General features: G+C 36.7%; 12 protein-coding genes. 3 read left to right on the forward strand and 9 right to left on the reverse strand.

Annotated features, from left to right (window positions below; all coding sequences use genetic code 11):
• Positions 1 to 5: 5 nt before the first annotated feature.
• The 7 genes from FVB32_RS15905 to FVB32_RS15935 form a co-directional block, all read right to left on the reverse strand.
• Positions 6 to 3515: a TonB-dependent receptor gene (locus FVB32_RS15905; protein WP_147744815.1), complete on the reverse strand. Its 3510-nt coding sequence runs from the start codon at positions 3513 to 3515 to the stop codon at positions 6 to 8.
• Between the two features lie 62 nt (positions 3516 to 3577).
• Positions 3578 to 4726, reverse strand: a complete 1149-nt coding sequence (locus FVB32_RS15910; RefSeq protein ID WP_147744816.1) for a FecR family protein — start codon at positions 4724 to 4726, stop codon at positions 3578 to 3580.
• 128 nt (positions 4727 to 4854) lie between these two features.
• The gene (locus tag FVB32_RS15915) at positions 4855 to 5397 is read right to left on the reverse strand and encodes an RNA polymerase sigma factor (protein ID WP_147744817.1); all 543 of its coding nucleotides are present in this window, start codon (positions 5395 to 5397) and stop codon (positions 4855 to 4857) included.
• A gap of 18 nt (positions 5398 to 5415) precedes the next feature.
• Entirely contained in the window at positions 5416 to 5787 is a 372-nt protein-coding gene (locus tag FVB32_RS15920; protein WP_147744818.1) for a nuclear transport factor 2 family protein, read from the reverse strand.
• A 6-nt stretch (positions 5788 to 5793) separates the two neighbouring features.
• The gene (locus FVB32_RS15925; RefSeq protein WP_147744819.1) at positions 5794 to 6993 is read right to left on the reverse strand and encodes an NAD(P)/FAD-dependent oxidoreductase; all 1200 of its coding nucleotides are present in this window, start codon (positions 6991 to 6993) and stop codon (positions 5794 to 5796) included.
• The gene (gene argE / locus FVB32_RS15930; protein ID WP_147744820.1) at positions 6980 to 8194 is read right to left on the reverse strand and encodes an acetylornithine deacetylase; all 1215 of its coding nucleotides are present in this window, start codon (positions 8192 to 8194) and stop codon (positions 6980 to 6982) included. The genes FVB32_RS15925 and argE overlap by 14 nt, the downstream gene beginning before the upstream one ends.
• A gap of 5 nt (positions 8195 to 8199) precedes the next feature.
• A complete protein-coding gene (locus FVB32_RS15935; RefSeq protein ID WP_147744821.1) occupies positions 8200 to 9534 on the reverse strand; it encodes a sodium-dependent transporter in 1335 nt (444 codons plus the stop codon).
• 235 nt (positions 9535 to 9769) lie between these two features.
• On the opposite strand from FVB32_RS15935, the gene FVB32_RS15940 reads away from it, so the two are divergent.
• Complete coding sequence (locus FVB32_RS15940) at positions 9770 to 10621, forward strand: MurR/RpiR family transcriptional regulator (protein ID WP_147744822.1); 852 nt, start codon at positions 9770 to 9772, stop codon at positions 10619 to 10621.
• Positions 10622 to 10630: 9 nt separating this feature from the next.
• Here the strand turns inward: FVB32_RS15940 and FVB32_RS15945 are convergent, their stop codons facing one another.
• A complete protein-coding gene (locus tag FVB32_RS15945; protein ID WP_147744823.1) occupies positions 10631 to 11686 on the reverse strand; it encodes a DUF2911 domain-containing protein in 1056 nt (351 codons plus the stop codon).
• 152 nt (positions 11687 to 11838) lie between these two features.
• Complete coding sequence (locus FVB32_RS15950; RefSeq protein WP_262712988.1) at positions 11839 to 12246, reverse strand: type II secretion system F family protein; 408 nt, start codon at positions 12244 to 12246, stop codon at positions 11839 to 11841.
• 258 nt (positions 12247 to 12504) lie between these two features.
• Here FVB32_RS15950 and FVB32_RS15955 point away from each other — a divergent pair, with 258 nt between their 5' ends.
• Both FVB32_RS15955 and cls read left to right on the forward strand, forming a co-directional pair.
• A complete protein-coding gene (locus FVB32_RS15955; protein WP_147744824.1) occupies positions 12505 to 12687 on the forward strand; it encodes a hypothetical protein in 183 nt (60 codons plus the stop codon).
• A 242-nt stretch (positions 12688 to 12929) separates the two neighbouring features.
• Positions 12930 to 14351: a cardiolipin synthase gene (gene cls / locus FVB32_RS15960; RefSeq protein ID WP_147744825.1), complete on the forward strand. Its 1422-nt coding sequence runs from the start codon at positions 12930 to 12932 to the stop codon at positions 14349 to 14351.
• The last annotated feature ends 18 nt before the right edge of the window (positions 14352 to 14369 follow it).

Here is a 14369-nt window from a genome sequence, read left to right on the forward strand (position 1 = left end):
TTAAATTAAAAGGTCAGATTGACACCCATTGTAATGGATTTGGTCAACGGATAAGCTCCATAATCTTCCCCTGGGGTTAAACTATTGTTAGAAATATTACTGACTTCTGGGTTATACCCTAAGTAATCTGTAATCGTAAACAAATTGGTTCCAGTAACGTAAAACCTTAATCTGTTGATACTATTCCCAAAAAGTTTATCTGTAGGTAATGAATATCCTAAGGTAACATTTCGTAATCGAATAAAAGAGCCATCCTCTACTTGAAACGAAGAAGGTCTGTTATTGTTACCATGGTTTCCGGTTTGTCTATCGGCTCTTGGAATACTTCCATTTCCTGGATCTGAAGCAGAACGCCATCTATCATTAAAAACAGCGTATGAATTAAAGTTTGCCTCTCCATTTTTCAGGTGTCTAGAAGTCAGGTTCAAGATTTCATTTCCCTCTACTCCTTGAATAAGAAAGCTGAAATCCAATCCTTTAAACGTAAACCTGTTGTTGATTCCCCAAGTAAAATCAGGAAAATAACTACCGGTAACCGTTCTGTCATCTGGGGTTATTTCACCATCTCCATCCACATCCCTAAATCTAAAATCTCCTGGAGAAGCATCTGGTGCTTGTGTGTCAACTGGAGCAGCATCAATTTCTGCTTGAGTTTGATAAATGCCGTCAACTACATAACCAAAATAACTTCCGATTGGATCTCCTACTCTTGTAACATGCCTTACCCCTGCACTACCTGCAGAGAAGATGGGCTCATTATTTTCATTTAATGATATTACTTCATTTTTATTAGTGGAAAGGTTAAAATCAGTATCCCAAGTAAAATCTCCAACAAAGTTCTTTGTTCTCAAAGCAATCTCAAAACCACTGTTTTCAACTTCACCTAGATTCTGAAGAGTCGTCTGAAAACCGGATACTCCTGAAATACTAACATTCAATAATAAGTCTGAAGTTTTGGTATTGTAGTAATCCGCCAACAAGAAAACTCTATTGTCAAACAAGCCCAGTTCTAGTCCAATGTTCGTTTGTTGCGATTTTTCCCAAGTCAATTCAGGATTGGGAATTGTGGATTGGACCAAACCATTTATTTCATTACCACCTAAATTGTAGTTGTCTGGAGAAAGTAGGCCTATTGCACCATAATTAGGTATTTCAAAATTCCCTGTTTCTCCCCAGCTAAATCTAAGTTTAAGTTCAGAAATGGCTTCTATGGAATTAAAAATATCTTCCTCATTTAAACGCCATCCTGCAGAAAACGATGGAAAATAACCCGTTTGGTTATTAGAACCAAAACGCGAAGACTTATCTGAACGAATCGTACCTGTAAACAAGTATTTGTCCTTATAGCTGTAATTCATTCTGAACAGTGCGGAAGCAAGCGTCCATTGTTCTTGAATGGAATTACCCGCAAATACCTGACCTCCACTAATCGTAGTGACTAAATCGTCTGGGAAATTATCTGCTAACACTTCCTTTATGGTAATGTTATCTCTCTGAGCGGTATATCCTAAAACTGCATTAAAGAAGTGATCACCAAACTCTTTTTCCCAGTTCAAGGTGTTTTCCCAAACCCAGTTCGTCTCGGTTGAAGATGTTGCTTGGGCATACGATTCACCTTCACTCGCATTTCTGTATAAAAGTGTATTTCCCCTAAAGAAATCTTGATTGAACAAGTTTATATATGTTCCTCCAAATGTTCTAAATGTAAGCTCTGGTAAAATATCATATGACAATGCCAATGAAGCTCTAGTTTGAAATTGGAATATTTCATCATCAATAGCATTTAAAATGGCCAACGGATTACTTGCCGTTGTGGTACCGCCGCCCAAATACGACTGGTTATTCAGCTGGTTGACCGTACCATCTGGATTAAAAGGAGCTACGGTAGGGGAATGAACAATTGCAGAATAAACAATACCTGGAGGGCGTGCAAAATATGGCGCCGAAGCAGGAACTCTTTGATTTTCAGTTATCGTTGGAGCAACTCTTAAATCTAAGTTCAGTTTATCAGTTAATTGTGAGTTCAAATTCAACATCATATTATATCTGTCAAATTCGGATTTATCCAAAATCCCTTCTTGACTGAAATAACTCGCAGAAGCAAAAAAGCTTGTTTTGTTCTGTACGGGAGAAGCATAGGAAAAATTATAACTCTGCGTTATCCCCGTTTGAAAAATTACATCTTGCCAATCTGTATCCGTACCGTCCCAATTAATGAACGATTCCGGTAATTCAAAATTGGTATCGCCTCTCTCTCCATCACCAATAGGATCGTTAATAGATGCTCCATCAACTGAAGAAAGGTAATTGTTGTTTCTAGCATCCGTTGTAAAATCAATAAGCTCTTGGGCATTCATTAAATCAATCTTGTTTGCTACATTTTCAACCCTAAACCAAGAATCGAAAGAAAATCTTCCTTTCTCTGTTGCAGACCCTTTTTTAGTTGTTATCAAAAGAACACCATTTCCACCACGTGAGCCATAAATTGCTGCTGCAGAGGCATCTTTAAGAACTTGTATGGACTCAATATCATTTGGATTTAATGTGGCCAACGGGTTTACCGGTGGCGGTTGAAAAGCGGCGCGTCTTCTGGATACGCCTCCTATTGTCGAAGTTGTAAGATTTCTGGATATAGGAATACCATCAATAACAAATAATGGGTCGTTACCCGCCGAAATAGATCCTGAACCCCTAACTCTAATGTTTGGTGCAGCTCCTGGTTCCCCGGATACTTCTTGTACTTGCACACCAGCAACTTGACCAATTATTGCGGCCTCAGGTGATAATGCAGGTACTTCAACAATTGTTTCAGAGGCAATTGAGATAACAGATCCTGTTACCCTCTTTTTTGCCAATGTACCATATCCCACCACAATCACCTCATCCAATTCGGCTGCATCTGGGTCCAAATTAATGGTGAAGGTAGTATTAGACCCGATTTCAACTTCTTTTGACCTAAAACCAATATAGGATATCGTTAAGGTTGTACCTCCTTCTGGTACGGAAAGTTCAAATTTCCCATCAAAATCGGTAATGGTTCCAACATTGGTACCCTTAACAGCAATTGTAGCACCAAGTAATGGAACACCGTTGTCGTCCAAAACTGTACCTGTAATTGTGGCTTGCTGCTTTTCAATGGATTTATTCGGGATTTTTTCTTTTTTGATTACATCCTTTTTGGGCTTAATAACAATCTGTTTTGCTACGATTTGATGATTCAAATCCAAATCAGAAAATAGTTCTTGTAAAAATTCATCAATACAAGTATTTGTCACAGTTATCGAAACTCTTTTGTCAATATTGATTTCAGTAGCCTCATAGAAGAAATTATAGCCATTGGTTTGAGCTATTTTTTCAAAGACCTTTTTTAATTCAATATTTTCAAAACTTGCGGTAACCTTATCATTTTGTTCACATGTAGCAGCTTCTACATGAGCAAAACAAAGCATAGCTATACAAAGGAAACATATCTTGACTAGCCAGTTGGTCTTGGGAGTTATTAAATAATTTTTCATCTAAGTTAAATTTTAGTTAGCATTAATTTTGAATTGTTCATTTTTAATTCATTGGCTTTAGTTTAGTTCGGTTTATCAATTTTCAGGGTGTTTCCTTTCATTGCGTATGAAAAGTTGGTATGCGCTTGCATGGTCTTAAGTATCTCGTCTATGTTTTCGTTTTTAAACCTTCCGCTGTATCTCATTTCGTCAAGTATTTCGTAATTGTTCTTAATGTCAATATTGAACCTTCTCTCCAGTTTTTTGATAATCCCTCGCAGATTCTCATTTTCAAATACTAGAATACCATTCATCCAAGCAATATGATTTGCCACATCTACATTTTCAATAATCAAATCGGTGTCAGCATTTTTTGCAACTGCTCTTTGATTGGGGGTCATAAGTTTTAGTGCTGAGGTACTTTTGTCCTCATAATTTTGAAACACTTGAACCGAACCTTCTACAAGAATTACTTCTTTGAAAATCTCGTCTTTATATGCCGAAACATTGAATTCTGTGCCCAATACACGGGTTGACAAGCCTGCTACATTCACTTGAAAAGGAACACTTGCCTTGGCTACCTTAAAATAGGCCTCACCAACAAGGGTTACCTCTCTTAAATCAAATCCATCAAAGTTTTTAGGATACGTCAATTTTGAACCAGAATTCATATGCACTTGCGAACCATCAGCAAAATGAACTTTAAACGTTTTTCCATAAGGCACATTAATGGTATGATATTCAATAGTGTTTGACCTCTTTCCTTGTTTATTATTGGGTGAATACTCTAGTAGTCCATTACTTTTAAGTGCTATTGTTTTATCCTTTAAAGTAAAATCTGAATAATTTTCAAGAGAAAAATACTTTGAAGAACCGTTGTTTATTTCAAGTGAAATGGTTTGTTGGTCTATTACCTGAGAATCCGGTTGACCGCTGGAAAAGTACACAAATGCCACAGAGGTAAGAATCACAAGAAAAAGGGTAGCGTATTTTAAGAGGTTTAAGTTCGCTTTCTTTCTTTTTGACCTTGTGACAATGGATAACATTGAAAGCTGCTTCTCAACATCTGATGAATTAAAATTATACTTAACCCAAATCTCTGTTTTAATAAAGTCTTCAAAATAGGCCCTGTTTTCAGAATCCTTTATCCACTCAATTAAAAAAGCTTTTTCTGCTTCCGATGCTTCATCATCAAGAAAATTTGAAATGATGATATCTACTTTGCTATTCATTGGTTATTCAGCGTTTTCCTTAGAGTAGACTTAAAAAAAGTAGGAAACCCTTACTTTTTTCTAAAAAATCTTAAATAAATCGGAAAAAAACGCTAATCGGAAAAAAACGCTAAACGAAAAAACTGGTTCTAGTGAAGCGTGCTCTTTAGTCGAAGCATTGCTTTAGACATATGCACTTCAACGGTTTTTATTGAAATATTGAGTCTTTCGGCGATTTCCTTGTATGCCAAACCTTCTTTTTTTGCAAGCAGAAATACAGTTTTACATTTTTTGGGCAGTTTATCAATTTCTTGATTTAATAGCTGCATTCTCCGCTCTGTGTCTTCCGGATCCTTTTCAATAATACCAGCTATTGCAGCATATTGCAACTCTTGTATAAGGGCAAGCTCTTTTACACTCTGTTTTTGTAAATCTTTGTAAAGGTTATAAGCCATTTTAAAAAGGTATCGCTTAATGTTATCCTTTATAATCAAGTTTTTACGCTTGTCCCAAAATTTAACAAAGGTTTGCTGTACAATCTCTTGGGCCATTACCTGATTCCCACATATTACCGAGATATAGCTGTTCAATTCATTAAAATAACAGTTAAAAACATGAGTGAAAGCTGGCATAACACCCTCTCTTAAATCTCCCAGTAAAATTTCTTTGTTGCGATACCTATCCTTTTCCATATCCCCATTTTTAACTTGTTATAACACTGAAATATTTTCAGTAATCCGGACCTCTCTTCTCACAAAAGATGCTCGTTTTACTTTGTTATTTTGTAATTCAAAAATTGCAATGGCATGTATTGTTTTGCCTTGATCAAAACCTTCAATAAATTGTGATTCCACAACTACATTGTCATTAACTATTCTATTTAATGTAATCACAAAAAGGTCCTTGTTTTCACTAAACCTCTTGCCATATACTTTTCTTGCATCTGCAATACCTGAGCACAAACAGTCTTGTGATTCATATAGGTATGATTTAAACTCTGGATGCATAAACGATATGAATTTTTCCAGATTCCTTTCGTTGTAGGCCGCCATGAACTTGTGTATTATTTTGCTTGCTTTCATGTTACCCTAAAGTTTTCTGTTAATTACATATCTGGCTTCTTCCACTTGTGATGTATCGCTGGACAAATGCCTCCATCTGTATCTTTCAGAAAACATATGGGACTTTCCTTCAATCATATCTGCGGCCATTGCACCTAAAAGAGGTGCCATTTTAAGTCCGTGCCCACTTCCTCCCGTGCTCACAGACAATCCTTTTATATCTGGGTGGTTATCTATCCAAAAATGTCCATCCAAAGTATCTATGTACAAACACCTACGTGTAAAAACCAAGGGCGCATGTTCCAATTCTGGGAATGTCATTTTTACAAAAGACCTCATATCCGCAACCTCGGCATCCGTAACCTGTCTATCATCATTTTCTGGATGAACGGGAGTACCATTGGAATGTTTTGCAATCTTCACTATGCCCTGTTTCTCTAAAAACGGGAAGCCGTACCAGCCAGAGTTTGAAATGTCCGCGGTAAATACCGAGAAACGTGGCGGAATAAAATTGGCAGGATTTTTAGGTCTAAGCCAAAATACTGGATGCCCCGTGGACTTCATAAAGGGTTGCAATTCTGGGAGCAAAATTGGTGTATGTGCTCCAGCTGCGACCAGTGCGTGACCACATTGGAAAGTTTCTCCTTCCTTTGTATTTACCGCAGTCAACCTTCCATTATTAACTTCAAAACTAGCAGCCGTTTGTCCTTCATGTATCACAACACCTAATGATCGCGCATAATCAGCTAATTTTTGAACCGTCAAAGCAGAATCAGCATAGCCAGCCTTGCTATTAAAGTTTGCATCTATATATTCCGCGGTATTTACCGCTGGAAAACGTTCAGATATCCCTTTAGCATCTAAACGATCTGAGGCGTAACCTGCTTCTAACAAGTTTTGGTAACTATGTTTTTCAAAAGTGTGTTTTTCACTTTCAATACTGTCTTTGCAAAGCATTAAAAATCCAACTTCATGATACAGTTTTTCATCAAAAAAATCATTCCAAGAATGCCATTTTTCAATGGACATTTCTACCATTTTAAAATATTCTTTATCAGATCCGTACTCCATTCTAACCGCTTTTGTAACATCTGTTGATGCTGCCATATGATGTGGTATGGTATCAGGGTTAATCAAGCCAACACTGTATTTCCTCTGGGCCAATTCTACCGCTGCGGTAATACCATATATTCCTCCTCCAATAACTAGAATATCATATTTTTTCATAGCTCATATTTGCTTCGTTACCTGTTTTGGCCCAATCTGACAATCGTTCCAAAAAAGAAAGACACTTCTTTAATTCGTTAACCTCAATAAATTCATCCGCTCTGTGCCCTTGATCCATACTTCCTGGACCACATACCACTGTTTCAAAACCAGCTTTTGAAAAAAATCCCGCTTCAGAGGCAAATGACACCGCACTCGTGGATTCATTTCCGTTAAAAGAATTAACCATTCTAACTATTTCTGAATTTTCTGAAGTATCCAGACTGGGCACAATTGAAAATTGTTTGCTTGTTTTTATTTTAAAATTGGGAACTGTCTCTTGCTTTTCGGCTATCTTCTTTTTACAAAATTCTTTGAAAGAATCAAGAATTTCTTGAATGCAATCTGACGGAATGTTTCTAACATCCCAAGCAAACTCACATTGGTCTGCAACTATATTTACAGCAGACCCTCCATTAATAGTACCTACGTGAATAGTTGAATATGGTGGCTCAAACCGGTTGTCAAAATCCTGTTGTTCAATAAAATCATCCATCTTTCCCAATAACCACTGAATCAAATATGTGGCTTCCTCAATAGCACTTATACTTTTTCTAACCTCGGAGCTATGCGCTGCTGAGCTATAAACTGTTGTTTTAAAAAATGCAGCTCCTTTTTCCCCATTCACGGTTTGCATTAATGATGGTTCTCCAATAACAGCAAAGCTGGGTTGTTCTTTGTATGCTGATTTAATTGATGAAACCAGTTGTTCACTAGCCAAACAGCCAACCTCTTCATCATAGGAGAAGGCTAAATAGATCGGTTTCTTTAACTTTAATTCTTTAAGATGTGGAACCATGGCAAGGCAGCAGGCCAAAAAACCTTTCATATCTGAAGTGCCTCTTGCATAAAGCTTGTGGTCTTCCTGTGTTAGTTTAAAATCTGGTTTTGACCACCGTTGCCCTTTGGTGGGAACAACGTCCATATGTCCAGATAAAATAATACCGCCATCCACTTCTGGTCCAATGCGACAATGAATACTTACCTTATCTTCTGATGAATTAAATACTTGATGATAGTCTATATTATTATTTTGTAATGTCGTTGAGATGTATTCCGCTATTGACAAATTACTTTCACCACCCAAAACAGAAAACGCAACCAAATCACCAAGGATTGAAATGGTATTGTTAAGCCTATTTTGAATGTTCTTTTCTATCATTGTATTTAGGTATTTAATAGTCCATTGAGTAAAATAGTTATGAGCGATAAAGGCAATATCCAAATCAAAACAATCTTCCAAAAACCCTGTAGTCTCATCGTTTTAGTTCCTTCCAACAAGTGAATTCTGAGTTTCTTGTATCCAACTATATGTCCAGCAAAAAGTACAGTAAGCAATCCCCCTAAAGGCAATAGTATTGTACTGGTGACATAATCCAATATCTCAAAGACCGTTTTATCAAATAGTAGAAATGGATTATTAGAATAAGAAAAAACCGCCGCTATAGAAACTACCACAATACTTCCTATTACAGATAGCAAGGCCATATTCTCTGATAATTTGTACCTGTCCTTAAAGCTATCTTTTAAACCTTGTATCGCAGAGATAAGTGAAGAAAATCCTGCCAAAAACAATAACAGAAAAAATACAGTCCCTATAATCCAACCATATTCTAATTTATTGAATACCGTAGCCATTGTAACAAAAATTAGATTAGGTCCTGAATCTGGGCTTAGGTTGAAACTAAAAATAGCCGGAAACAACATGAGTCCTGAAATAAATGCAAAAAAGGTATCTGCCAGAACAATCCAAATTGTACTGCTTACAAGATTGTCTTTAGTACTGGTATAACTGCCAAAAACAAATGTCACCGCCATGCCCACGCCAACCGAAAAGAAAAGTTGGCCCATTGCACTCATAATCACTTGAAAATTGATTTTAGAAAAATCAGGTGATAGAAGCCAACGATAACCCTCAACTGCTCCATCTAAGGTGGCGGCCCAAATGGAGAGGCCCAGTATTAAAATCACCAAACCAAACATCATACCCTTGGCATACCGTTCTAAACCTGATTTTAAGCCTTGTCTTACTACAAAAAATGCAGCAAGCATAATCGAAAAGATTACAATAATAACCGTTGACAAGTTTGATGCAACCTTATCAAAATGACCAGGAATACTTGCGACTGGCAGTTTTGAGATTTCACCAGATAAGCACTCCCAGAGGTATATTCCTATCCACGCCATAATCATGATATAGAAACCCATAATTAATATGCATGAAATAGCACCCAACCAACCAATGCTGTTCCAAAAAGGTTTCTTGCCAAGTTTTCCAAAGCCAAGTAATACTGTGGTTTTGGACATGCGGCCTAAAGCAATTTCAATAGTTAATATGGGAATACCTATAAGAAGGATTAAAACAAAATAAACCAACAAAAAAGCTGCGCCTCCACCCTCTCCAGCAACATATGGAAATCGCCAAACATTACCCAAACCAATTGCAAACGCAGCGGTGGTAATGATAAAGGAAAATTTACTGCTCCATCGATTATTGGACATACATTGATGATTTTCAAAATTTTAACCCTTTTGATATAATCAAGTCAGTTTTGAAAGGTTTCCAAAACTTTTAATCTTTAGAAAATATCTTGCGATAGGAATCAATACAATGAATGTATGAAAAATAATTAAAATTGCAATATTAAAATTGTTATTTGTTAAAAAGCAATATTAATAGTGTTTATTTTGTTATATTAAAGCATGGTTCTTTTAAATATTTCGTTTCTTGTGACTTATGAAAACAATAAATGACATAGACTTATCAAAACTCTCCAAAAAGAGGCGATTAATAATTCAATACGCTTTGGATTACCCTGATAAGGTGGTGTTAATGCGAATGGAAGAACTTGGAGATAAGTTAAGTGTTAACCCTGCTACTATTGTTAAAGCGTGCAAGGCCATTGGACTTAATGGTTTTTATGAGTTGAAGGAACTTTTAAAGAATGAGGTTCAACTTACAAGGGTAGATTCTATTTTCAGTTCAATGATAAAGGAGGTTAGAGCCCACTCCAATCCGCAGAAGGTTGCACAAGATGCTATACTTGGAGATATCATGATGCTTCAAAAAACCTATGATACCATTGACTTTGAAGTAATAGAGAAAATTGCAAATGCCATAATTAATTCAAAACAAACCTACATCATCGGATTGGGGCATATTGGGTTAGTAGCCAATTACATGGAGCGAATTTGCCGATCAGCGGTTCCTCAAATACATGCCAGTACTGAATATCATGGAGAGCTTTTTTTGAATATGGCTCATTTTTCAGAAGATGATGTTGTGATAGGTATATGTTTGGATAAATGCCAAAATCAAACCATAAATGCGCTTAGGGTGGCTAAAACAGAGAAGAATGCTACCACTATTTCTATAGTAGACAGCGACCTCTCTCCATTAATTGAATGCAGTGATCACCACATCACTATAAACAGCTCCAATAGCTTTTACTTTGGCAGCATGGTTGGTGCTTATTGTATTGTAAATGCTATTTTTTACAGTATCGCAAACATCTTAAAACCAGAGACAGTATCCCATTTCAAGTTTTTTAGGACGATGTCCGAAAAGGACAATGTTTACAAAATATAGTCCTTGGAACTACTGAACTGATTCTATACTTTTTTGTATTTGAACTTTTTTATCCTCTGGACCATATTTGAGAGCAAGTTCAAAGGCTTTTCTAGCTTCCTTTTTTCTTTCGAGCGCCTTTAATGCATTTCCTCTATTAAAATGTGCTCGCCAATAGGACGAATTTTTCTTTATGGCCTGTCCAAACACGTATTCCGCCTTATCGTAATTCTTTTCTTTTAGAAGTCTTCGTCCATATCGCTCCAGATAAACATCACTTCCAACCTCAATAGCTCTTTCTATTGCTTTTTCGGCAGCAGCAGCATCTCCCAATTGTTTCAACAATTTAGCCTTAACATCCCAATTAGAGAAATTCTCTTGAAACTGAATAGATTTGTTGACCCATTCAAGTGCTTCCTTGGTATTAATTTCATATTCTGCACAGTAATCTGCCGCCTGGCACCAACTGAACCATTCCCAATAAGCATCTGAACGCAATTGCTTTCTGATATTGTCTAAAGCAAGTTCGTTAATATTAAGCGTCAAATTTAATTCAGCGCTTTTATCTGCCCAGCTTAACACAATGGAAACTCCACCCCTATCACGCTTCTTGAAATCGAAACTCATCCACTCCCTCATCTCCGAGGTATTCTGGACTGGTACTGTTACGCGCAGCGCATCTTCATCTTCCTCGTAAAAGTAACTTCCCCAAGAAGTATGATTTTTTGAAAAAATAAATGTCCATTGATTCGCTTCTGGAAGCAAGTGAATTCCATAACTCCCTGCCGCTAACTTCTGTCCTTCAATTTCAACATCATCTGTAATTGTGAATACCGTGTTCTCATTCGCTCCTGCTCTCCACACTTTACCATATGGAACCATCTTGCCCCAAACCACTCTACCTCTTGCCCCTGGGCTATGGTAGTTAACAGTAATGTCTGTATACCCAATACGCTGTGTAATAATAGACTGCTGGCTTTTGTCTGGTAAGGTAATTGGGTTATGAATATTAAAGTGCTGAGCGCCTACATCTACTATTAAAAAAGAAAAAACTAGGGCTGCTAGATAAAATTTAGAATTCTTCATTGTAGCATTTTTGATTGATTTTAAATTTGATTAGTTGAAATCACTTCTCAAAACTAACAAAAAGCCTTATTCAATTATTGGATTCAATCAATGTGTTTTCGTTAGGAAAAGAAAACATGTCCAAATAAAAAAGCCTTGGAAATAGTATCATTTTACCCAAGAACACTACCCAATTTAAACATTGGCAAGTACATTGCAACCAATATTACGCCAACACAAATCCCGACCACCAAAATAATCATAGGTTCCAACAGCGTGCTCAAAAGTTTGGACTTCTGCTGAACCTCAATATTGTACTGTTGGTTTAACCGTTCAAACATAAATTCCGTTTGATTAGTTTCTTCCGCCACTTTGACCATGGATATCATTTTATTGCTAAATACTCGGTTCCCTTTAAGGCTATTGCTCAAACTTTCACCTTTTAGAATTTTACCGCTTACACTATCCAATGCATCACGCAGTGGGTAAAAATCTATCATTTTTCCCGCAAGTTCTATGCTGTTCAATACAGGGACTTTTGAAGCAGTGAGTAAACTAATCGCCCTGGTAAATTGAGCCAAATAGACAGCCTTAAGAAAATTTCAAAGATAAGGGACCCTCATCAAAAAATAATCCGTCCTTTTTTTGAACCAATCATTGCCAAAAAGCACTTTTCGCAAAAGCAAGGAGCCAATTATTAGTAGTAGCATCCACCAACCAAAATCTCTGATAAAGTCCGATACGGCCACAATAAAACGGGTAATCCATGGCAACTCCACATTATTTTGTTCAAAAATGTCCCCCTTATAAATTCACAGTAATCCTAAAAAACAAAAACAATGAAAAAATTGGTATACACATTATTATTTGCCTTTATGACCATCATCGCAGCCTCAAGCTGCAGAGAGCAAAGAACAAAGGAAAAAGTAGAAGATGGAGTTGAGGAAGTTGCTGAAGAAATCGAAGAAGGTGTTGAAGAGGTCGAAGATGAAATCGATGACGCTACGGACGATAATAAGTAAGGTTTACAACAACATATGAACAAGCGGGTGGCTTCTAGGGTCTATCCGGTTTTTTATGAAATTGTTTTGAAATCAAATAGAATGAAAAGGAAAATTTTGAAATAAAAATTACAGGGAGAGCAAAAAGCCGGGGTATTGCTTTACTCCTTACAATAGTATTTATACTTAATATGGACGTACGTGCTTTCAGTTAAGGTAAGTTCGCACGTAATTATGCTACTTTAGTTTATCTTGTTGTTGATATGAAGACTATCCTATTCGGTTTTTATCTAGCGATTACACTATGGTGCCTTTTTAGCATAGTAATGCATGGTACAAGACCCTCAAAATCTTTGGGATGGGTTTTTGTAGTGGCTGTTTTTCCTTTTGCCGGAGCTTTGATATACTATCTCTTTGGCATGAATCGCAGAAAGTTCAAGTTCTACAATCTAAAAAAAAGCAAAGAGCGAAAACTGTATGACGAATCACGTTTACAAAAAGATAAAGACGGCGCCATTATTACATTTAATTCCAACAAAGCAAAGAAACTCTCTACTTTAATTCAAAACAATTCCAGTATCCGAGCTAGAAGCGGAAATAAGGTACAGGTCTTACATACAGGGAAGGAAACCTTTGATATCATTTTTACAGCTATAAAAGCTGCAAAAAAGTTCATTCATATTCAATATTATATTTTCGAGAAAGGGGAATTACAGGATAAATTCTACACACTTTTTAAGGAAAAAATTGCTGAAGGTGTCGAAATACGAATGATCTATGATTCTTTCGGAAGCTCTTCTTTTCGAGGGAGACTAAAAAAGCGTTTTCGAGATATAGGCGTTAAAGCATATCCTATGATGCCTCTACGGCTTAATAGTTTTATGTATACCTTGAATTACAGAAACCACCGTAAAATCATCGTCATCGATGGGAATGTTAGCTTTACGGGTGGGGTAAATGTGTCTGATAAATATATTAAACCTGTTTCTGACCTAGGTATTTGGGAAGACTTGCACCTAAGCTTAAAGGGTCCGGTAGTAAATAGTCTACACCTTATTTTTTGCAAAGACTATTATTTTGCGAGCAAAGAAGAACTATTGTCTAATCCAGAATACTGGACCGAACAAAATGAAAAGGGTGGGCATACGGTGCAAATAGTTGCCAGTGGGCCAGATTCCGACCAACCCGCAATTATGCAGCAGTATATTGCCATGATCCATCAGGCCGAAAAGAAAGTTTGTATTGCTAACCCATATTTTGTGCCCGGTATTGCGGTATTACAGGCCTTGAAAATTGCCGTCCAAAGTGGTATCGAAATCAATTTGGTGGTGCCAAAAAAATCGGATTCCTTCCTAGCAAAGTATAGTATGTTCAGCAACTTTGAAGAATTCTTAAAACTTGGTATCAATATTTATTTGCGTAAAGATTTTTCACATAGCAAAATCATTATGATCGATGATGAAATTGCATCAGTGGGATCGGGTAATTTTGATCATCGCAGTTTTGAGCATAATTTTGAAACGAACGCTTTGATATATGATAAAAAGATTGCTAAAGAAATTGCTATCGCGTTTGAAAAAGAAATATCTGATGCATCAAAACTGTCTTATGAGGAATTCAAAAGGCGGTCATTTGGGCAGAAGCTCATAGAGAGAATTGCTAAGTTTTTTAGTCCCTTGTTATAATGATGTTGGTATATTACC

It is taken from the genome of Flagellimonas hymeniacidonis (genome assembly GCF_008040165.1).
Classification (GTDB): domain Bacteria; phylum Bacteroidota; class Bacteroidia; order Flavobacteriales; family Flavobacteriaceae; genus Flagellimonas; species Flagellimonas hymeniacidonis.

What these genes read in the sequence shown, in the direction of transcription:
- FVB32_RS15955 (WP_147744824.1), top strand. Translation starts at nt 12,505, where the DNA reads ATGAAAAAATTGGTATACACATTATTATTTGCCTTTATGACCATCATC.
- cls (WP_147744825.1), top strand. Translation starts at nt 12,930, where the DNA reads ATGAAGACTATCCTATTCGGTTTTTATCTAGCGATTACACTATGGTGC.
- FVB32_RS15920 (WP_147744818.1), bottom strand. Translation starts at nt 5,787, where the DNA reads ATGAAAGCAAGCAAAATAATACACAAGTTCATGGCGGCCTACAACGAA.
- FVB32_RS15910 (WP_147744816.1), bottom strand. Translation starts at nt 4,726, where the DNA reads ATGAATAGCAAAGTAGATATCATCATTTCAAATTTTCTTGATGATGAA.
- FVB32_RS15935 (WP_147744821.1), bottom strand. Translation starts at nt 9,534, where the DNA reads ATGTCCAATAATCGATGGAGCAGTAAATTTTCCTTTATCATTACCACC.
- FVB32_RS15925 (WP_147744819.1), bottom strand. Translation starts at nt 6,993, where the DNA reads ATGAAAAAATATGATATTCTAGTTATTGGAGGAGGAATATATGGTATT.
- FVB32_RS15940 (WP_147744822.1), top strand. Translation starts at nt 9,770, where the DNA reads ATGAAAACAATAAATGACATAGACTTATCAAAACTCTCCAAAAAGAGG.
- FVB32_RS15905 (WP_147744815.1), bottom strand. Translation starts at nt 3,515, where the DNA reads ATGAAAAATTATTTAATAACTCCCAAGACCAACTGGCTAGTCAAGATA.
- FVB32_RS15945 (WP_147744823.1), bottom strand. Translation starts at nt 11,686, where the DNA reads ATGAAGAATTCTAAATTTTATCTAGCAGCCCTAGTTTTTTCTTTTTTA.
- FVB32_RS15915 (WP_147744817.1), bottom strand. Translation starts at nt 5,397, where the DNA reads ATGGAAAAGGATAGGTATCGCAACAAAGAAATTTTACTGGGAGATTTA.
- argE (WP_147744820.1), bottom strand. Translation starts at nt 8,194, where the DNA reads ATGATAGAAAAGAACATTCAAAATAGGCTTAACAATACCATTTCAATC.